Below are 21,769 nucleotides of genomic sequence, written 5' to 3'. Positions count from 1 at the left end.
AATGACTAATGACTAATGACTAATGACTAATGACTAATGACTAATGACTAATGACTAATGACTAATGACTAATGACTGATGACTGATGACTAATGATTACCTGCCTCCGACTACAACATTTTTAATGCGCAGATGGGGGCCCCCGACACTTACGGGCAAACCACTCTGGCCGCCTTTACCGCAACCGCCGTAGGCATAAACCGAGTCGTTTCCTATAGACTCAATATCTTTTAATGTCTGAAATACATTGCCGCTTAAAGTGACATCGCTCACCGGTTCGGCCAATTTGCCGTCGCGAATCATGAAGCCTTCCGCCGCCGCAAAGGTAAACATTTCGCCGTTGGTTTGTCCTCCCAACATCCGCACTGCATACACTCCTTCCTCAATGTCGGCAACCATTTCGTCAAAAGAATGTTCGCCAGACTCGATCGCAGTATTAGTCATCCGCACCAAAGGCATAAAAGTAGCGCTCAGAGCCCGGGCATTTCCCGTCGGACTTTCGCCCATTTTGCCTGCAGTCTCGCGATTGTGCATTCGAGTTGTTAAAACTCCATTTTTAATTAAATGCTTGCACTGAGCCGGCACGCCTTCGTCATCGTATTTCAAAGTTCCCGGCAATCCCGGTAAAGTTGCGTCGTCTATTACATTCAATTGTTCGATCGCCACCGGCTTGCCCAAAGTCAACAATTCCTGCATTTTCGGGTTTTCGTAAATGCCGTCTGCTTCCGACAAATGCCCGAAAGCTTCGTGAATAAAAACCCCCGACAAATAAGGGTCTAAAATCACCGGATACTGACCGCCTTTTACCGATTTTGCCTCTAGTTGGCCCACTGCTCGAACGGCAGCACTTTTAACACGATCTTCAATATTTGTCAAGACATCGTAATCCGATCGCGAGTGAATCGACTCAAACCCTTGGCGGACGACACCGCCCTCGCCGCGGGCGATCGCCCCGAAACGCCCGGTCACGTCCAAGCGCTCTTGAGCGATGCAAGTGCCTTGAGAATTCACAAAATAAGTAATCCCGAACCTGTCGCTGTAACCCGCGATTGTCGTCTGAATTCGCGGGTCGTAATCTAACAGCAACTGGTTGTAAGATTCGAGCAATTTGCGCTTTTGGGCTAAAGAAATAGAGCGCGGATCGCGGCCCAATTCCACCGCTACATAATCTTGAATCGGGGTGACATCTGCTAGTAGAGTTTTTTCGCTGCCCACCAAACGAGACTGCACTACAGCTTCTTCAATGCGGTCTTTTAACTCAGCTAAACCGTTAAAAGTTACAAAACTCCAGCCGCCTTTGTGACAGGCGCGGATGCCGCCGGCGAGACTAAAACTGCGGTTGACAGCATCTAACCCAGGGCCGCGAAAACTAATCGCAGTTGACTCGCTTTGTTCGAGGCGAACTTCTAGATAATCTACGCGATCGCGGTAAGGTGCGATCGCTTCCATCAACTGTTCTTGCATCAAATTGCCCCTATGAATGATTCGCGCCCAGCGCTGAAAAAAATTATTGCTAATTCTATTTTAGCCAATAACTCCCGCCTTTCAGGTGCGCGCTCCCCACGGCTGTGGTGAGGCAGCGCACACCCTACCCGATAAATGGCGAGTCAACCAATTTTAGATTTTAGATTTTAGATTTTAGATTGATCCGTCCTGAGCCTGTGAAGGAATGAATCCGGGGGCTTATGACCACATTACTTTCGGTCAGTCGATGGTATATTTAAAACTTTTTCTAGAGAATTGATAATGAGAGGCAAGCCTCTCGCCGACGTTCGGCGGGCCTCCTAGAATACACAAAACTCGCGCCGGCTTGCCAGAAGCCCGGTATCCCGGAAATCTTGCATCGGCCAAGAGAAATGAAACTAAACTATATCTATCTAATGATGTAAAAATATACCTTAACCGGCTGCCGATGGAATACTTTAAGGTTAAAAAGTTCCAAATTTCACCGTATTTAGCCGCAATTTCGGCATCACTAGCAATTTTGGTGGGAGTTGGGATTTTAGATAGATCGGAAGAACAGCGGTTTTTGCAGTACAACCGCGCTACCACGCTCGATCGGCTCAGCACAGTCCGTTCTAAGCTCGAAAGCTCTTTAAATTCGCGGCTATTTCTGATCCGGGGTTTGGTGGCTTACATTTCCAACAACCCAAACATCACCGAAGCCGAGTTTGCAGCGACGGCGAGAATTCTGATGGCACAGCAAACCGGCATTCGCGCCATAACTTTAGTTAAAGGCACGAGGATCGCTTACATTTATCCGCGGGACGGAAATGAAGGGGTGCTCGGGCTTGACTTGACGGCGCTACCGGAACACCGACAAATCGTCAAAGATGTGATCGCCACCAGAAAAAGTTTGCTCGCAGGGCCCGTGAAATTATTGGAGGGGGACATGACGTTCATCAGCCGATCGCCCATTTTTCTCACCCCCTCCGGCGGCAATCCCGAAACAGCAGTTTACTGGGGCTTGACAGGCCTGATCGTAGACAAAAATACCCTCTTTGAGGAAGCGGGACTCAACGACTCCTCGGCCAAGCTGCAATACTCTCTGCGGGGCAAAGACGGTTCGGGAGCATCCGGCGCAGTGTTTTTCGGTGACGTGTCAATTTTTCAGAAGAATCCCGTGCTGCTAGAAGTCACTTTGCCCAACGGTTCCTGGCAGTTGGCAGCAATTCCGGCGGGGGGATGGCGTGCGCATTCGCCGTTTCGGGGGTGGCTGCTATTTGGAGGCGGCTTGCTGGCTGTTTTCACCGGGGTGGCGGTTTTTACCTGGGTGTATGGCCCTGTGAAGCTGCAGGCAAGCGAAGCTAAGTATCGGCAATTGGTTGAGAATGCTAACAGCATGATTGTGCAGTTAGACAGTGAAGGCAACATTACTTTTTTTAACGAGTGTGCTGAAACTTTTTTCGGGTATTCAGAAGCAGAAATCATCGGCAAAAGTGCGATCGGCACAATCATACCGAAAACCGAGTTATTTGAAAGTGACCTCACGACAAAGATTCGAGACTGTTTGGCACAGCAGCAAAAATACTTCCAAAACGAAAATGAAAATATCCGCAGCAATGGAGAAAGGGTGTGGATAGCGTGGACAAATAAACCTTTACTAGATGCGAAGGGAAATTTGGCAGGACTGCTTTGTATCGGGACGGATATTAGCGATCGCAAACAAGCTGAAATCGCCCTGCAAGCTTCTGAAGCGGAACTTCGAGCGTTGTTCGCTGCCATGAACGACGTAATTTTCGAGATTGATATTGAGGGACGGTTCCTGAAAGTTGCCCCGACCAATCCCCAATTATTGTACAAGCCGACAGCGAAATTTGCCGGTAAAAAAATCTGCGAATTATTCGAGCCAAAAATTGCAGATTTTGCTCAGGAGCAAATTCGCACCGCCCTTGCTACAAACCAAACCTGTACTTTTGAATATAACATAGAAATTGCCAGCTTACAAAAGTGGTTTGCCGCTACCATTTCGCCAATGAAAGAAAACACGGTTCTGTGGGTTGCCCGCGACATTACGGAGCGCAAGCAAGCTGAAAGTTGGTTGACCGGTCAAAAACAAATTTTAGAAATGATTGCTAAGGGCGCTCCTCTTGGCGATACTTTAAATACTTTAGTTGAAATTATGGAGCAGCAATCTAGAGATGTCATCGGTTCGATATTGCTTCTAGCTCCAGATGGCAAACATTTACTGCACGGAGCCGCGCCCAGTTTACCCGACACTTACAATGCTGCTATTCATGGCAGAGCCATCGGTCCGGATGCAGGCTCCTGCGGCTCTGCTGCCTTTAACCGCCAACAGGTGATCGTTACAGATATTGCCAGCGATCCTTTGTGGGAAAATTATCGAGATTTAGCCTTGAGTTTTGGACTGAGAGCTTGCTTGTCTACTCCTATTTTCTCATCGCAGGGTCAAGTTTTGGGAACTTTTGGAATGTATTATTCTCAACCGTGCCCCCCCCCAATTGTCGATATGCAATTGATAGAAGCGGCGATGAATTTAGCAGGAATTGCGATCGAACGCAACCAGGCAGAAGAAAGTCTCAAACAACTCAATCAAGAACTAGAAAATAGAGTCAAACAGAGAACGGCTCAATTGATGCAAACTGAAGAACGCTGGCAGTTAGCACTCAAAGGCAACAATGACGGCATTTGGGACTGGAACTTGCAAACAGGGGAACTATTCCTGTCCGATCGATATAAGGAAATCACCGGCTACGACGAACACAGCCCCATTGTCGATTACTTTGACGAATTGAACAAGGGCACGCATCCCGACGATTTACCCTTAGTAATGCAAGCTCTCCAAGACCATTTAAACAAGAAAACGCCGCATTACATCATCGAATACCGCTGTTGGTGCTACAACAGCGCCTACAAATGGATATTGAGTCGGGGACAAGCTTTGTGGGACGCATCTGGAAAAGCAGTCCGCATGGTTGGTTCAATTACTGACATTACGGAACCCAAACAAGCAGAGGAAGCACTGCGGGAAAGCGAGGCAAGATACCAAAAGCTGTCTGCTAATTTGCCGGGAATAATTTATCAATTTTTGTTGCGTGCAGATGGGTATTTCAGTTTTCCTTACATAAGTCCTGCTTGCCGAGAACTTTTGGAGTTAGAACCCGAAGATGTTGTGCAAGATGGGGCTTTGGTAAGAAATTTGATTCATCCCGATGACCTCGAAAATCATGACGAATCTGTTGCTATTTCTGCCCAGACTTTGCAACCTTGGCAGTGGGAAGGACGGTTCGTGCTACCTTCCGGCAAAATTCGCTGGTTTCAGATAGTTTCGCGTCCTGAAGCTAAAGAAAACGGCGCTTTTCTTTGGGACGGCATCGCCGTTGATGTTACCGATCGCAAGCAAGCTGAGTTAGCTTTGCAAGAAAGCCAGCAGTTCATTAAAAAAGTAGCCGATGCTACTCCCGGTATTTTGTATCTCTACGACTTGGAAGAACAGCGAAATATCTACACTAATATTTCAATGTTCGCGCTTTTGGGCTATACCAGCGACGAAATTACAGCGATGGATTCGTCAATGATGCCTCAGTTAATACACCCGGAAGATTTCCCTAAAATTGTGAAACATCACGCCAGCTTTGCAGGAATTGAAGATGGCGAAACTAGGGAAATTGAGTACCGGGTACGGGCAGCAGACGGTCAAATTTTGTGGCTGCAAAGTCGGGATACTATTTTTAGTAGGAATGCGGACGGTGAGGCTAAGGTAATAATTGGAGTTTCCCAGGATATTACGACTCGCAAGCAAGCAGAGGAAGCACTGCGGCAAAGCGAGGGACGAGAAAGAGAAAAAGCTCGAGATTTAGAGTCAGCGCTGCTGGAATTGCGCTCTACTCAAGCTCAGCTCATTCAAACCGAAAAAATGTCTTCTTTGGGGCAATTAGTGGCCGGCATCGCTCACGAAATTAATAATCCCGTTAACTTCATTCACGCTAACATTGATTATCTCAACCAGTATACAAAACAGTTGCTCGATCTGGTGACTCTTTACGAACAGGAGTATCCCGAACCGAATTTAAAAATTGTCGATCGCATTCAAGACATAGATTTGGATTTCATGGCTGAGGATTTAAGAAAAGTTGTGGCTTCGATGCAGGTAGGAACCGAGCGCATCAGGCAAATTGTGTTGTCCCTCAGAAATTTCTCGCGGCTGGACGAATCGGCAATGAAGCCGGTCGATATTCACGCGGGAATTGAAAGCACTTTGTTAATTTTGCAGCACCGCTTGAAGAGTCACGACAGCCACCCGGAAATTGAAGTAATTAAGGAGTTTGGGAAACTGCCGCTGGTGGAGTGCTATGCGAGCCAACTGAATCAGGTGTTTATGAATATTATTGCTAATGCAATTGATGCTATTGAAGAACGATATCAAAAGTTATCGGTTCCACGATCGGAGATTCATAGCGGTCGGATTGCTATTTGCACTCGTGTAACAGCCCAGAACACTGTGATGGTGGAAATTTCGGACAACGGTACGGGTATGCCGCAGGAGATAGTCGATCGAATTTTTAACCCGTTTTTTACAACAAAAGCTGTGGGGAAAGGTACGGGGTTGGGAATGTCTATCGCGCACTCGATTGTGGTGGAAAAGCACAACGGCAAGATAGAGTGTATTTCTTCCATGGGATGCGGAACGACTTTTCAGATTGAGATTCCGATGGACAAAGCGTATAAGTAGTAGGGTGCGTCAGTCGATTTTAGATTTTAGATTTTAGATTTTAGATTGGCTCCACAGTGGTAGGGTGCGTTAGCGGATCCTGATTTTCAGGCGCTGCGCCAGGAACCATAAGCTGACGCACCCTACTTGAGATTTGAGATTGACTCCACAGTGGTAGGGTGCGTTAACCGATCCTGATTTTCAGGCGCAGCGCCAGAAGCCATAAGCTGACGCACCACAAGTTAACGACTAAGATAGATTGAAGCTGCTAAGAAAGCGGTGCTGCATCCAACCTTTAATTGTATAAAAATTGACATGATGGCATTAATGCTGGAAGCGCTCAAAGCAATGGGACACAATGTCCGCTGGATGTCTTGGAATTTGTTTTTGGCTTTAGTACCGCTGGGTCTGAGTTTTTTGCTGTTCCGCAAACCTCGATCGCGCTGGCTGCTGTGGTGTACGGGCATTCTCCTGGGCGCTACTTTTTTGCCCAGCACGCGCCATGTTTTGTCCTATCTGAAGCATATTGTGCAAGATGTGGGCAAAACTTACGTTTTGGGGGCGATCGCGATTACGCTGGCACTGATGGCTGTAGACATCTGGATACTGCAGCAGCGCGGAGTTCGCTCTCTCCGCTGGTGGGGCGGTTTTTTCTGGTTTATCGGATTTTTGCCGAATGCGCCTTACGTTTTGACGGATATCATTCACCTGATCCACCAAATTCAATATGATAGGAACTCGGTGTGGACTTTGATTCTAGCTTTGATCCCGCAGTATCTGGTGTTTATGGTGGTCGGGTTTGGGGCTTATGTGCTGTCGGTGATGAATTTAGGTTACTATTTGAAGCAACAGGGTTGGAGTAAATTTATCCTGGCAACGGAGATAACTATACACGCACTTTCGGCGATCGGCATTTATTTAGGGCGATTTATACGCTTCAACACTTGGGACATTCTTACTAACCCCGATGCGCTGGTTAACACCGTAATGAACGATTTGATTGGCAAGCGTCCGGTTTTAGTAATGGCTGTAACTTTTGTAGTAATTGCTGTTTTGTATTGGGTAATGAAACAAGTAATTTTAGGGATTAGCCAGCGGTTTTACGGCAGCCAATCCCAGGGGGAGTTTGCCGGCGACAGCGCGACTTTTTCCAGTTAAACCGAGAAAGAGATTTGAGATTTGCTCCACAACTAACGTCCCAACTTTTTTGAGTTCCCGACCTAATTGCTCTGCAAATGTAGCAATGGGCCTGACGATGAGAACTTTTTTAATTGTTGAAACTCTTGTTTTTATTGTCTTAGGCATAAGTGCATTCAGATCCGACTGCAGAAAGGCTAATGCTATAGCGGTTCGATCGCGTAGTGAGGTATGCCCTATGCCCGTGGGCCCTAGGCCCGCGGAGGCCTATGCCCTGTGCCAGATAGTACCTTATGTTACTGAGAAAGGCTATATATCAGTCTTTCGTTAATAACAATTTTTTACCTAAACTATCGAAAAAATTACTGCGGCAATGGGTAATAAAACTTGATATGTTAGAAGAGTCGAAGTAGTTCTGTAAAAAGCAAAGATGAATCGATTTGACCGTCAGTTGTGGAAGAGATTTATTGCGATCGCCCAGCCTTACTTTTATCCTTTAGAGGCGGGAGGCAGCCGAATTTTTTTAGGATTAGTGGCGCTGTTGTTGATATTTCTCTTCGCGGCTATGTTTGTACTCCTGAGCGCTGTGTGTTTGGGGGGAGGGGTTCTTTTTCCGAATTTTGTCAATAGTATTGCGGCGGGCTTAGTTACTTTGTTGAAAGGAATTATTAATTCGCCAGCAATTGCGATCGTAGCTTTCATGCTAATTATTCCTTTCAGTGCTTTTGTCTGGTTTAAAGACAGATTGACTGCGCACTGGCAGCCCTGGGCTTTATTGACTTTGCTGCTGTTTTTGTCGCTGTCAGTCAGCGGTTTGAATGTAATAATTAGTTACGTCGGTAACTTTTTTAACACAGCACTAGCTAAGAAAGACCAGCTCAATTACTGGAAGTATCTGTTTGTCTATGCAGGGGTTTTTGTAGTCGGTACTCCAATTGTGGTAATTTACCGCTATATGCGAGATAAGTTGAGTCTCTACTGGCGAGATTGGATGACTAATAAGTTCCTGAATAAGTATTTTCAGAATCGGGCTTATTACGAAATAAATTACCAAAAGGAAATCGACAATCCCGACCAGCGAATTTCTGAGGATGTCAAATCATTTACCCAGACAAGTTTGGCATTTTTGCTCATTATCCTGGGTTCAATAGTTGATGTTATATCTTTCACTGGTATCCTGTGGTCTATCTCAAAAGAACTTTCGATCTTCCTGATTATCTATGCTATTTTGGGGACGGTCGCCACTCTGATTTTTGGTCAAAGATTAGTACCTCTTAATTTCGAGCAACTTAAACAAGAAGCTAACTTCCGCTACGGACTGGTTCACATTCGCGACAACGCTGAATCTATTGCTTTTTACGGGGGCGAGGAACAGGAATCGACGCAAATAAAGCAGCGGTTCGTTGAAGTATTCCGCAATTTTAATTTGCTAATTGGCTGGCAGCGAAATGTGGATTATTTTACCACGGGATACGGATATGCTGTTGTGATTATTCCCGCTTTGTTTCTAGCTCCTGCTTACTTTGCCGGCCAAATCCAGTTTGGAGATATTACTCAAGCAGGTTTTGCCTTTAGTCAGGTTTTAGGCGCTTTTTCAGTGGTTGTAACTCAGATTGAACCCCTGAGTTCTTTTGCCGCTAGTATCAATCGTTTGACTGTATTTACAGATACTCTGGAAGCGGAAAAAGCCGTATCTCATGCCGGAGGAACTGCTATAGATGTAGTAGTGGATTCTCAGTTGACACTGGAACATGTTACTTTAGATACTCCAAAAAATCAAAAGACTTTGATTAGGGATTTGTCGGTAGCTGTGCAGCCCGGTGAAGGACTGTTAATTGTCGGTCAAAGCGGTGCTGGGAAGAGTTCTTTACTGCGGGCAATTGCGGGTTTGTGGGACTCGGGAACCGGCCGTTTGGCGCGGCCGGAACTCGGAGAAATGCTGTTTTTGCCGCAGCGTCCTTATATGATTTTGGGTAGTTTGCGATCGCAACTTCTCTATCCCAACAGCAGCAGCGAGGTTGATGAGCAAAAATTGCGCCGCGTTTTGGCATCAGTAAACTTAGCAGATTTGCCAGAAAGATTGGGCGGTTTTGATGCGGATTTAGATTGGGCGGAGATTTTGTCGCTGGGAGAACAGCAGCGTTTAGCTTTTGCTAGATTGTTGTTGACGAAACCGCGATATGCTATTTTAGATGAGGCGACAAGTGCTTTGGATTTGGAGAACGAGCAACATTTATACGAGCAGTTGCAAGCAACTAAAACTACATTTGTGAGTGTCGGTCACCGAGTGAGTTTAGTGAAATATCACCAGCAGGTTTTAGAACTTTTGGGCGATGGGAGTTGGCGGCTGGTTTCGGCGGAAGAATACCGCGCGACTGCGAAGGTTTTTGGCTGATAAAGCGTTGCTTTCAGTAATTGTAAATTTACCCGGTTGTTGATTCGCGGTGGGTGGCGCGGTTGGAGATTTATCCTTTAGTTCCACAGATTAATGGCCGCGCCTCCACCTACCCTACAATAGGTGGTACGGGTAGGGACATAGCAACAATTAACGCCGATCGATTCCCGCTTCTTCATACTATTTGACATTAAAGAATTAAAGAATTGAAGAATTGGGAATGACGGATTCTGTATGGGTTTGGATCGCGTATCTACAGTTGCATTCTTTGTTGAAACTGGTATCACAATCGATCAGGGGGTATAAATATCTAAAACTGGCCAAACAGCAAAAAGCAAGCTGAACTTTTGCAGCTTCGATTCAATTGCTCGCCCGCGAGAACTCACAGAATATAATAGAAGATAGATTTTTTTAGTAGAGGCGAGATTCCTACCTTGACTACTCCGATTCCTCAAAACTTTGTGCAAACGATCGCCAAACAGCGCGGTGTCACAGATGCCGAGTTAGAAACTGTGTTTATGGCTCTCGACGGTCAATCAACGGCTGCGATCGCAACCAAGCTTGGCATTAGCGACATCGCGGTTCGCAAAAGACTCGGCGAAGTTTACAAAAAGTTTCAGATCGGGGGGAACGGCCCTGGAAAGCTGTCGGAATTGAGGCATCAGTTGCTGTTTTCATACCACACTGAGCAGGGAGCGAAGGATGTGAGTCCCCGAGGTAAAGGATCTCTATTCAAGATGGCGTTGGGGCACCGACAGCAAGATTGGGGCCAAGCACCGGATGTTTCGATTTTTTACGGACGGACTGAAGAATTAACTACTTTAAAGCAGTGGGTTGTCTCAGATAATTGTCGCCTGGTAGCGCTGCTGGGTTTGGCTGGTAGTGGCAAAACAACTCTGTCGGTGCAGTTGGCCTCACAGGTACAGAATGAGTTTGATTTTGTGATTTGGCGATCGCTGCGATCGGCCCCAGCACCATCCGACTTCCTCACTAACTTAATTGAACTTTTTTCTAACCCACAAAAACCCGATGTGCCGGAAGCTGCGCCCGCCCCTACGGGGGCTACGCCAACGAAGAGGATCGACCTCAACGGGAAAATTTCGCGCTTGGTAGAGGAGCTGCGGAAGCACCGCTGTCTGGTAATTTTAGACGATTTTGAAGCGGTTCTCAGACCCGAAGAATTAGCCGGACACTACCGCGAAGGCTACGAAGGATATCGAGATTTAATTGTGCGGCTCTGTGAGGTCAATCACAATAGCTGTTTGGTGCTAGTTAGTTCGGAAGAACCTACGGAACTGGCTTTGCTGGCGGGAGAAAAAGTGCGGTCTTTAAAACCTGCTATTTCCGAGGAAATTGCGCGGCAGATTTTTCAAGAAAAAGGTTTATCTACTCAAGCTCAAGAGCGGGAAATCTTGTTAGCCCGGTACGGAGGCAATCTGTTAGCGTTGAAAATTGTGGCGATAACGATTCACGAGTTTTTTGAGGGGAATGTTTTAAAGTTTTTGGAAGCAACGGCGTTATTTGTTGAAGAACATATCAGCAATTTGCTCGCGCAGCAGTTTGACAGAATGTCGAGTTCTGAACAAGAGATTGCCTACTGGATTGCTATTGCTCAAAGTCCGATTTCCCTGGCGACTTTGCGAGAGCATATCTTGGTCAATTTATCGCTTTCAGATTTGCTGAAAAATCTCGATTCTATGGGTCGCCGCTCGGTGATTGAAAAAGTAAATGATGGCACAGAAACTGTTTTTATGCTTCAGCCTTTGATCGTGCAATATGTGAGCGACAGATTAGCGGATCAGATTCGAGCGGAGGTTTTGGAGACAGTTAAGACGCAAGGAATAGAAAGAATGGGGCTGTTGAAAACTCACAGCTTGAGCATCAGTATTGCTAAAGGAAAAGGGGGTAAAGAGGAGCGAAGTCGCTCTATTTTAGAATTAGTTAAAAATCGGCTGCAAGTTTTGTTTGCGAAAACTCGAGGTTTGGAAGAACCGCTAAATATCCTGACCAAGGTGGCCTCCGATCTGGAAGATAAATCGATTCTTGAGGTGGGATATGCTAGGGAAAATCTGGCGCAGATTATTGCAGCAATTAAGTGCTAACAAAAAAGCGATCGCCCCAGTCACAAAAGCGATCGCCCGATTTTCAACAAAAACAGAATTCGATAAAATTATTTGACAACGCCAAAAACCGATGCAGATTCAGACCCTGTAATTTTGTCCAAAGCAGGCGATTTTTGAGCTTGGGCAATTTTGGGAATCAAAAATCCCTTAGCATAAATCTGAGGATTGTTTTGAGCGATTTGGATGTAAGATTGGCGGACTTCTGCGTTCACCGCCACAGTCTTCGCGTCGTAGACTTGCATCGCCATGTTGGGATAAAAACCAATGCCGACAATCGGTATCAAAAAGCAAAATGCGATCGCCACTTCCCGAGGTTTAGCATCAATAAACGGTGCATCACCAGGCAAAACGCAACTATTACCGAAACAAACCGCTTCATCCAGATTCTTTCTCTGATTCTGCAAATTTAGATCCTCAAGGTCGCAAGCCGCTAGTCTCCCACAGTTGTAAAATAACTGTCGCAGCATCGAGAGCAAATAAATCGGCGTCAAAATCAGTCCCACAGCAGCCAGGAACACTGTCACCGCCCGGAAAGAACCGCTGTACATATCGCTAGTTGCGACGCCCACAAACACTGACAATTCGCTAGCAAAACCGCTCATTCCCGGGAGTGCCAAGGATGCCATCGCGCCTGCGGTAAACAAGGCAAACACTTTCGGCATGACTTTCCCAATCTCGCCCATCTCGTCCATGATCATTGTATGGGTGCGATCGTAAGTAACGCCAGCGAGGAAGAACAATACTGAGGCGATTAAACCGTGGGAAATCATTTGCAACAGCGCCCCGTTGATTCCCAAATCCGTGAAGGAAGCAATACCCAACAACACGAATCCCATGTGAGAAATCGACGAATTCGCTAGGCGGCGCTTCATGTTCGATTGGCCGAAGGAATTCAGCGCGCCGTAGATAATATTGACCACGCCGAGCACCGCCATAATCGGTGCAAAGTAAACGTGTGCTTGGGGAAGAAGTTCCAAATTCAGGCGAATCAGTCCGTATCCGCCCATTTTGAGCAATACGCCGGCGAGAATCATCGACACGGGAGAAGATGCTTCACCGTGGGCATCAGGTAGCCAAGTGTGGAAGGGGAAAATTGCCAGTTTCACACCGAAGGCAATCAGCAGTCCCGCGTACAGCAGGAGTTCTAAACCCAATGGGTAGTCCTTCAAGCCAAGTTCTACCATGTCGAAGGTGGGGGTGCCTCCGCCGTAGAATGCCATTGCTAAGGCAGCTATCAAAATAAAGATGGAAGCGCCCGCGGTGTAAATCAAGAATTTGGTAGCTGCGTAGCGGCGGTTTTGTCCGCCCCAAATCGAGATTAGCAGGTACACCGGAATTAGTTCTAGTTCCCAGACAATGAACAGCAGCATAATGTCTTGGGCGACGAACACTCCTATTTGTGCGGAGTACATCACCAACATCAGGAAGTAGAAGAGTTTCGGCTTGCGATCGACTTCCCATGCAGCAAAAATAGATAGTGTCGTCACCAATCCCGCCAACAGTACCAGCGGAACAGACAGTCCGTCAACGGAAACAGACCAGTTGAGGCCTAAAGAAGGTATCCAGGGATATTGCTCGACGATTTGGAAAGTAGAGATGCTTGGATCGTAATGAGTCCAAAACACCCAGCACATTAATACAAAATCTGCAATTCCTACGCCTAGGGCATACCAGCGCACGGTTTTGCCACCTGTATCGGGCAGAAAAGGGATGGCGAGGGAAGCTATCAGGGGTAGGATGACTATTGCGGTCAGCCAAGGAAATTGATCCGCTATCATATTGAGAATAAATACTTAGTTGGAAGTTACCAAAATTATAATACTAAATTTAATTAAAACTTAAGATTTATTCATAAATATTTTTTATATCTAGATAAATGCGGATAAGAAGATCGCGAATTGCTACACAGGTCGATTGATTTTCGATTTTGGATTTGTGATTTTCGATGCAGGACTTACGAACCACAAAATATAGCGTTTTGTAGGCGCAATCTGCCTGTGGTTGCGCCTATTCTGAGATGGTTGGGTAAGTCCTGTGTATTAAGGGCGATCGCAAATTAGCTTTCAATCAGCGTTCAATCTGGCTCAACTCCCAATTCGCGCAACTTAGCCGCCAATCGGTCAGCCCTTTGGCTTTCCTGGTCAGCCCTTTGTCTTTCTTGCTCAGCCCTTTGGCTTTCCTGGTCAGCCCTTTGCCTTTCTTGGTCAGCTTGTTCTGAACTCCACAGCAACAAATTACCTGAATTATTCCACCAGCGCAGCCAGTTCATGGTTTGTCCCAACCGTTCCCCCGACCAAATCCCCAGATATAGTTCCAGTTGTGGAATCCAGACGCGCCCCTGCTCATTGGCTGAATGTAAAACATACCGCCCATCTTGCAAATAGCGCACTTCTAAAATACCTTCGTAGGGGTCATAAGTGACATAAGTAGGTATTTGAAGAATCTGTTCGTAAAAGTGGAGTTTTCCATAGGGCGGAGTTGCTCTGACCGATAGTTCTCCTCCCTCTGCTTCCGAGAGAAACTCCATCACGATCGCCACATTAGCACCATCAGTGTGAGGAGTATAACTACGGCGAATTACCCCCTCTGCTAGAGGATGCACTTGTGGCACATAAAACCAGTCTGGAGCTTTGACAACAATTTTTTTATTGACTGTGGCGACTAGCCCCAAATTAGAGGCAATCAGCTTTTCTGGCTGGATACATCCTGCAGCTCCCAGTGCATCGGTGAGACCAGCAGCGAGAGAAGGTTGTTGAATATTTTCCACTGGATCGTCGGGTAATACGAAGTTAGCTGGTAGGGGTTCCCAGGTGACGGTTGGTTTGGCTTTGATAGACGGGGCTTCGAGTACCATTGTATTAACCCTGAACCAGAAATGTTTGTGTAAATTTATCTATAGCAATCCTAAATCATTTGTGAACTTCTTACTGCCGGACCGCGGGTTCGGGGAGGGTTGGGGTGGGGTAAAATTTTTACGACTCCTGCAAGGATTGTTATATATTAACTCAAGTTGAAGTTTTTGACTAATTTCGTCAGGAGTCATTTTTGAGTCACCAGATATTTTTGAAGATGGCGTTACATGGCAAATCTCGATCGATGTTAACTAGATAGAGAGAAAAGCCGATCGCCAAAAGATGCAATTAAAGAGCGATCGACCAATTGCGAGATCCATTTTTCCGGTATACCAGATTCTCCGTAAAAAGCCCCAGCCAACTGTCCGTAAACCGCACCAGTCGTATCCGCGTCGTCGCCCAAATTCACAGCCAACAAACAGCCTTCAGCAAAAGAAGAACTGTTATAAAACGCCCAAAGTGCCGCCTCCAAAGACTTGACAACATAACCCGTACCTTTAATTTCAGGAGGTTGTCGCAATTTAAAAGAACCCGCCGCAATCTCATCAATCTCTGCTACCAGTGGATTTGCTGCCCAATATCCAGAAAGCGGACAATATCTTTCCGAAAGCAACACATCTTTAGCAACTCCATTCACAGCCCCCGCAATTAAAGCACCGAAATAACGGCAAGCATCCACACAAGTAGCAGCACCGTGAGTAGTCCTCGAACTTTCTGCAGATTTTTCTATTACTTCCAAAGGATTTGTAGCATAAAACAAAGGGACAGGAGCCAAACGCATAATCGAACCATTTCCAGCAGTCCCAGCATCGGTAGAACCACAGAAAGGTTTTCCTGTATTTTTAAACTGCCAAAGTGCTTGTCGCACCGTATTACCAATATCAAAACATCCACCAGTGCTGCTCAAATGTCCCTCTCGCCACCACCGCACATAAGTTTCTAACTGATGGACAGGATCGAAACCTTGTTTCTCAATCAAACTTTCGGCCAAACAAAGTGCCATCGAAGTATCATCCGTCCACTCGCCCGGTTGCAGTCGAAACGGGCCGCCGCCAACCATATCGTTAATAGGCGCAAAAGTTCCGGGGCGATGGAACTCTAAAGTTGTGCCGAGAGCATCGCCCACTGCTAAACCGAGAAGACTGCCGCGATAACGTTCTATTTGCTGCATAACGTAATTGAAAATTAATAATTAGTAAGCGCTAGTGAATTCAAAACCATTTCTCTGTGCATCTTATCTGCCTGTATAACAATCGATGCCAAACTTGTCAAATTCTCTCATTCTCTCCTCTCTTAAATCTCTTTCTCTGTGTTCTCTGCGCCCTCTGCGGTTCAATAAAACAAAATCTCGTCCACAATCGATACCAAATTTGTGAACTTCTCTCATTCTCTCTTCTAAATCTCTTAAATCTCTTTCTCTGTGCCCTCTGCGCCCTCTGCGGTTCAATAAAACAAAATCTCGTCCACAAACGAAATAGAATTGCCCTAGCTGCCGTTAGAAATAAAAAAACAAGACTTTCCCCCCCAAATGCTGAGGCAAAAGACGACTCAGGCTAATATTGATGTTAACCTGTCCCTACCAGAGATCAAACTGTCCCGTCAGGAACCTCAGCCTAAAGGCATGAGGCTTGAAGGAGAAATCTAACAAGCCGTTCCCCGGCGGCCGAGCGTCTTAACAGACTACGTTTTTTGAGTCACGACACCCGCGCCAAAGCGTAGCTAGTCATGAGCTCTGTCGCCCGTGAGTTAAACAGTTCGGTATGTCACGCTCAACAGTGCTTTCAACCGGCGCAAGCTCTTAAAACAAAGGCGCGCGCTAACTTTACTCCGAAAAGAGATTGAGGCAACCATACCTCAGCTCCGGGGCAACCATACCCCTCCACCCCGCGAGGGGATTCAATTCAATGTAAAGCCGTCCTAAAAGGACGGGGTTTCAAACCCATAGTTCTGATGACACCCGATGCCTCCGCCGGAGCCGCTGCCGCCCCTCAATCAACACCCGAAGTCAGCTTAGAGTTGCAAGTCCGACTCAAGACAGAAGATGGACAGCTACTGTTGCTACTCCCCCCAGAAACCAACAGCGAACCCGCCACAGCCGCGGCTTCGACTTGGACTGAACTTTGGCAGCAGCTAAAAGTCAGGCTGAATGCAGGAGAACGCTTTTGGCAGCCAAACGCAGAAGTACAATTGATGGGGAACGATCGACTTTTAGATATCCGCCAACTGCAAGAGATAGCGCAGGCCCTTGAGGAAGTGGAACTACAACTCAAACGAGTCTACACCAACCGCCGCCAAACCGCCGTTGCCGCAGCTACGGCAGGCTATTGTGTAGAACAACAGCCTCCGGTTTCTTCCCTGAATAAAGCCACTGCCGAAAAACCGCAATCGCTGGCGGAACCTTTATATTTGCAGATGACAGTGCGATCGGGCGTAGAAATTCGTCATCCTGGCACCGTCGTACTTTTGGGAGATGTAAATCCCGGTGGCTCAGTCATCGCCGGAGGCGATATCCTAGTTTGGGGCCGTTTGCGGGGCGTCGTGCACGCCGGTGCCGCTGGCAACACCAAAAGCGTGATTATGACCTTGCAGATGGAACCGATGGTGATTAGGATTGCTAAGTATGTTGCCAGAGGCCCAGAAACCTCACCCGCTCAGTTTTTCCCGGAAGTCGCCTATGTGACGCCTCAAGGGATTCGGATCGGTAGAGCCTCTGATTTTGACAAATCGCAGTTAGTCGGGGGTAATGAGTAATCGGTAATTAGTCATTGGTAATGGGTAATTGTTAATACTATTTCTCTTTAAGCCTGCAGTTGATAATTTTGGTCTGGGCTAAATCAGTCACTAAAGGACATTTTAAAATTAACTGCAAATTCAGAGAGAATTAGTAGAACAAGGAGAGTTTTGAGTGTTGAGTTAATTTACTGAATAACAGAGGGCTGCCAAGTTTCCCAAGAATAATTGCTAATTATCAACCAACAAAAAGACAAATTATCCATTACCAATTACCAATTACCAATTACCAATTACCTTTTCCCCAATCACCAATTCCCAATAAATCTAAAATCGCTTATGGCTCGCATTATTGTTGTTACATCAGGGAAAGGCGGGGTAGGAAAAACCACCTCCACAGCCAATCTCGGCATGGCGTTAGCTAAGCGGGGACGCAACGTTGCCGTAATAGATGCCGATTTCGGCCTCAGAAATTTAGACTTGCTGCTGGGCTTAGAAAATCGCATTGTTTACACGGCATTAGAAGTTCTCGCAGGAGAGTGCCGGTTAGAGCAAGCTTTGGTGAAAGACAAGCGGCAGCCGCGTTTGGTGCTGTTGCCGGCTGCCCAAACTCGGATGAAAGATGCCATCAGCGCCGAGCAAATGAAGCAGCTTGTGGGGATGTTGGCAGCAAAATACGACTATATTTTGATCGACTCTCCTGCTGGAATTGAACAAGGTTTTCAAAATGCGATCGCCCCAGCCTCTGAAGGCATCATTGTCACAACTCCCGAAATCGCTGCTGTGCGCGATGCCGATCGAGTCATCGGCCTGCTGGAAGCCAACAACGTCAAAAAAATCAACCTGATCGTCAACCGGATCAGGCCCGCAATGGTGCTGGCAAATGATATGATGTCGGTGCAAGACGTGCGGGAAATCCTCGCCATTGCGCTGTTAGGCGTGGTTCCCGACGACGAGCGCGTCATCGTTTCCACCAACCGAGGCGAACCATTAGTATTATCGGAAACGGCTTCTTTAGCTGGAACCGCCTTCGACAATATTGCCCGCCGCTTAGAAGGCGAAAAAGTTGAATTTCTAGATCTCAATCCCCGTCGGGAAAACTTCTTCACTCGGCTCCGCAAGTTCTTAAACACTAAAATTATGTGATGTGCTTATTGGCGATCGGTCTTCAACAGCAGGGACTGCATCACAGAAACTAGCCGAGATTGTCCTCCTGTGATACCACTTCCCCAAAAAAATGAATATGTCAACTCCAAACCCTTAGGGAATAAGTAATTCCCAATCGAAAATCGAAAATCGAAAATCGAAAATCGAAAATCGAAAGCGACTGCATCACAGAAACTAGCCGAGATTGTCCTCCTGCGATACCTCTTCCGCAAAAAAATGAAACTGTATGTCAACTCCAAACCCTTAGGGAATAAGTAATTCCCAAAGGAAAATCGAAAATCGAAAATCGAAAATCGAAAGGGACTGCATCACAGAAACTAGCCGAGATTGTCCTCCTGGGATACCACTTTCCCCAAAAAAATGAAACTGTATGTCAATTCCAAACCCTTAGGGAATAAGTAATTCCCCAATCGAAAATCGAAAATCGAAAATCGAAAATGCTATGACCTTTTCTATGCCTAACCCTTGACAAACCCGCCCGACCCATGATACATACACTTCTCGAACGACTTTTCCCGCGCACCCCTGACAACAGCCGCGACGAGGTAAAACGTCGCCTCAAACTGGTTCTAGCCCACGATCGCTCAGAACTCAGCCCAGAAATGGTTGAGTCGATGCGCCGAGAAATTCTAGAGGTGGTATCTCGTTACGTGGAAATCGATACCACCGGGTCTGAGTTCTCGCTCGAGAGCGACCAGCGGGCCACAGCACTGATTGCAAATCTCCCGATCCGGCGAGTCAGGGTCGAACATCCACCGAGGAATTTGCCCGAGAATTTGCCCCAGAATCAGCCCGAGAATCGACCCGAATATGTACCGGAGTATGTAGTCGAAAGTCTGCCCGACACTCAAGAGTGATAGGGATTGAGCTTTTATTGTCAGGCAAAGAGTTCGATCGGCTCGTCATTTAGGCGTTGCTGAAAGGGTAATGATTTAAGCAGGTAAAGGAATAGTTTGATGTTTCAGATAGTGCAGCAATAACCGTAGGGAACACTTCAACATCAAGGGCCGACTTGGAAGTAGCACTTTTGTTGTGCGATGTAGTCGAGCTATCCGGATGTCTTAGTCTAGTCTTTTCTCCTTCCACCCTTGTCATATAGGTCTTACTGACAATCTGGTCGGCATCTTCGATAAAAATTGGATATACTCGCCAGCAGTCAGTAACATAAAAGAAACAGTGCCAAGACTTGACAATCCGCCATAAAGGCTTAAAAGTTTCTGCACTACGATCTCCGATTGTCCAGGCTAAGACTCCTGGTTGCGTGTGATTAACTGCTGTCCAAATCCAAAGTTGATTACGCTTGTTGCCAATGAAGGTCTGGAGTTCATCAAGGTCTATAATTTCGGGGATTTCCTCGAACAGTGACCGATCGGGGATTTGGCAACCAGGTTCCCTTATCCAGTGGATGATCGTAGTGTGGTGGATTCCGGTGACTCGCAAGGGTGCCCCGAAGTCCCATACCATTGAGCTACATTTTCACGCACAGTTGCTTAACATCGTCAGAATATTTCCAATCGCGATAGCTTTAGAGGAATTGGCGACCGCACTGCTTGCATTTGTAGCACTGTCTCTCAGTACGATGACCATTCTTATAGAGCTCCCTTGAGTCGCAACGCCGGACACTTCATCGCGATTAACGTCCGTCCACTCTACTTATTCCTATTTTACCACCATAACCATTAGTCTTTCAGCAACACCGTACTTTGCTACTGATATTAATTCATGAACATAACCCTTCCAAAGCAATACGATTTCCTTCCTCGCTTTTCCCGATTGGTGATTACCAATATTCTCTCCAACATCACTATCCCCCTGGCAAGTTTAATTGCAGCGGCCTTTTTGGGACACCTTCCCGACATCCGTCACTTAGCTGGGGTCATTCTAGCGTCGATCCTGTTTGAGTACCTCTACCAAGTTTTAGCCTGTTTACGATCGACTACTAACGGAATGACAGCTCAGGCTGTTGGAGAAGATGACCGAGAGGCAATGCTGCTGGGAGGATTGCGAAATGGCTTAATCGCGCTCGCGCTCGGCACACTCATCCTGACTTTGCACTACCCCTTGGGAGAGATGGGATTTGCCCTTCTGAGTGCCAGCAAAGAGGTGAAAGATGCTGGTATTAGCTATTTCAACCTTCGCATCTGGGCAGCACCCGCCGTTGCGCTTAACTTTGTCCTAATTGGTTGGTTTCTGGGACAACAGATGAATGGTTTTGTTTTGCTGTTAACCTTCGTTGGCAACGGCGCTAATATTGTGCTGGCGTACTTATTTATTATCCAGTGGGGTTGGGAAAGTGCCGGAGCTGGACTGGCTACAGCTATCAGCCAGTATCTATCATTGCTGGGGGGTCTGATTCTGGTATGCTTCAACATTAAGTGGCAAGAATTATTAACCGCCACCCAAAAGATTTTGGACTGGTCAGCACTCAAAGCCGCCTTTATCCTCAACGGAAATATATTTATCAGGTATGTTGCTCTATCTTCCACCTTAGCCATCTTCACCAGCCTAAGTTCCGCACTGGGGACAACGTTCCTTGCTGAAAACGGCTTGCTAATGCAGGTAGTAGAGTTGAGCTTGTTCGTCATTCAAGGAGTAGGATACGCTACTTCAAGCTTGGCCGGGAACTTTAAAGGTCAAGGAGCTTACCAGCAGTTAGTGTCCCTACTTAGGTTAGCTACGGTCACCAGTTTGTTTCTTGCGCTTTCTATCGCTTTGGTTTGTGTCTTCTTTCCTGAAACTGTATTTGGGCTGCTAACTAACCATGCTGAAATCACGGAACAAATTGATAGCTATGTAACCTGGTTAATACCTGTTTTGTGCTTTAGTGCAACTTCTTTAATGCTGGAGGGATACTTCATCGGCTTAACAGAAGGTAAGGTCTTGCGTGACTCTGCCTTAGCTGCCTTTGGAGTAGGATTTGCGCCGATGGCTATTGTTGCCTGGTATTTGCACAGTAACCATATCTTGTGGTTGGCTTTGGCGTCATATATGGCAGCAATCACTGTGTTGCTTGGCGTACAGTTACTCAGGACATTTGGGAGTTATCCTGTGACTATTGAACCGATCAGCGATCGCCCAAACAGTCTATAAAAGTAGTGCTAAAACAGTAATAATTTTTGGGAAATTTAATGATGAGCAGCAATTACTGCTCATCATTAAATTTTCAGGATTCCCCTATTTCCTAAAGTCAAAA

The 21,769-nt window shown here is 46.5% G+C and carries 13 protein-coding genes and 1 pseudogene; 8 read left to right on the top strand and 6 right to left on the bottom strand.

All coding sequences use genetic code 11. From position 1 onward, the window contains the following. Positions 1 to 96 precede the first annotated feature (96 nt). Positions 97 to 1,464, bottom strand: a complete 1,368-nt coding sequence (locus QUB56_RS07875; protein ID WP_332954540.1) for a TldD/PmbA family protein — start codon at positions 1,462 to 1,464, stop codon at positions 97 to 99. Between the two features lie 448 nt (positions 1,465 to 1,912). Between QUB56_RS07875 and QUB56_RS07870 the strand changes: the two genes are divergently transcribed. The 4 genes from QUB56_RS07870 (at position 1,913) to QUB56_RS07855 (ending at position 11,806) form a co-directional block, all read left to right on the top strand. Continuing rightward, on the top strand, positions 1,913 to 6,193 hold the full coding sequence (locus QUB56_RS07870; protein WP_332954537.1) for a PAS domain S-box protein: 4,281 nt from the start codon (positions 1,913 to 1,915) through the stop codon (positions 6,191 to 6,193). A gap of 258 nt (positions 6,194 to 6,451) precedes the next feature. Next, positions 6,452 to 7,330, top strand: a complete 879-nt coding sequence (locus tag QUB56_RS07865) for a DUF1361 domain-containing protein (RefSeq protein WP_332954536.1) — start codon at positions 6,452 to 6,454, stop codon at positions 7,328 to 7,330. Between the two features lie 409 nt (positions 7,331 to 7,739). Next, positions 7,740 to 9,704: an ABC transporter ATP-binding protein/permease gene (locus QUB56_RS07860; protein ID WP_332954534.1), complete on the top strand. Its 1,965-nt coding sequence runs from the start codon at positions 7,740 to 7,742 to the stop codon at positions 9,702 to 9,704. 434 nt (positions 9,705 to 10,138) lie between these two features. Further along, positions 10,139 to 11,806 carry an AAA family ATPase gene (locus tag QUB56_RS07855; RefSeq protein WP_332954533.1) on the top strand — a complete coding sequence of 556 codons (1,668 nt, stop codon included), beginning with the start codon at positions 10,139 to 10,141 and terminating at the stop codon, positions 11,804 to 11,806. A gap of 68 nt (positions 11,807 to 11,874) precedes the next feature. Here the strand turns inward: QUB56_RS07855 and QUB56_RS07850 are convergent, their stop codons facing one another. From QUB56_RS07850 to QUB56_RS07840, 3 genes are all read right to left on the bottom strand, one after another. Continuing rightward, positions 11,875 to 13,605: an NAD(P)H-quinone oxidoreductase subunit 4 gene (locus QUB56_RS07850; protein WP_332954532.1), complete on the bottom strand. Its 1,731-nt coding sequence runs from the start codon at positions 13,603 to 13,605 to the stop codon at positions 11,875 to 11,877. Positions 13,606 to 13,901: 296 nt separating this feature from the next. Continuing rightward, positions 13,902 to 14,681 (bottom strand): Uma2 family endonuclease, encoded by a 780-nt coding sequence (locus tag QUB56_RS07845; protein ID WP_332954531.1) that lies wholly within the window; start codon positions 14,679 to 14,681, stop codon positions 13,902 to 13,904. Positions 14,682 to 14,926: 245 nt separating this feature from the next. Continuing rightward, positions 14,927 to 15,850 carry an ADP-ribosylglycohydrolase family protein gene (locus QUB56_RS07840; RefSeq protein WP_332954529.1) on the bottom strand — a complete coding sequence of 308 codons (924 nt, stop codon included), beginning with the start codon at positions 15,848 to 15,850 and terminating at the stop codon, positions 14,927 to 14,929. Positions 15,851 to 16,629: 779 nt separating this feature from the next. On the opposite strand from QUB56_RS07840, the gene minC reads away from it, so the two are divergent. The 3 genes from minC to minE all read left to right on the top strand — a co-directional run bounded on the left by minC (position 16,630) and on the right by minE (position 19,433). Continuing rightward, positions 16,630 to 17,430, top strand: a complete 801-nt coding sequence (gene minC / locus QUB56_RS07835; RefSeq protein ID WP_332954528.1) for a septum site-determining protein MinC — start codon at positions 16,630 to 16,632, stop codon at positions 17,428 to 17,430. 318 nt (positions 17,431 to 17,748) lie between these two features. Beyond that, complete coding sequence (minD, locus tag QUB56_RS07830; RefSeq protein WP_332954527.1) at positions 17,749 to 18,555, top strand: septum site-determining protein MinD; 807 nt, start codon at positions 17,749 to 17,751, stop codon at positions 18,553 to 18,555. 506 nt (positions 18,556 to 19,061) lie between these two features. Then, on the top strand, positions 19,062 to 19,433 hold the full coding sequence (minE, locus tag QUB56_RS07825) for a cell division topological specificity factor MinE (RefSeq protein ID WP_332954526.1): 372 nt from the start codon (positions 19,062 to 19,064) through the stop codon (positions 19,431 to 19,433). A gap of 49 nt (positions 19,434 to 19,482) precedes the next feature. On the opposite strand, the gene QUB56_RS07820 is transcribed toward minE, so the two are convergent. Continuing rightward, positions 19,483 to 20,040, bottom strand: a complete 558-nt coding sequence (locus QUB56_RS07820) for an IS1 family transposase (RefSeq protein ID WP_332954524.1) — start codon at positions 20,038 to 20,040, stop codon at positions 19,483 to 19,485. A gap of 61 nt (positions 20,041 to 20,101) precedes the next feature. Next, positions 20,102 to 20,152 (bottom strand): annotated as a pseudogene (locus tag QUB56_RS37150) (hypothetical protein); the annotation flags it as partial. A gap of 146 nt (positions 20,153 to 20,298) precedes the next feature. On the opposite strand from QUB56_RS37150, the gene gntT reads away from it, so the two are divergent. Further along, the gene (gene gntT, locus QUB56_RS07815) at positions 20,299 to 21,666 is read left to right on the top strand and encodes a guanitoxin biosynthesis MATE family efflux transporter GntT (RefSeq protein WP_332954523.1); all 1,368 of its coding nucleotides are present in this window, start codon (positions 20,299 to 20,301) and stop codon (positions 21,664 to 21,666) included. The last annotated feature ends 103 nt before the right edge of the window (positions 21,667 to 21,769 follow it).

Source organism: Microcoleus sp. AR_TQ3_B6, assembly GCF_036702785.1.
GTDB lineage: Bacteria > Cyanobacteriota > Cyanobacteriia > Cyanobacteriales > Microcoleaceae > Microcoleus.
This window is presented reverse-complemented; position numbering and strand designations above follow the sequence as displayed.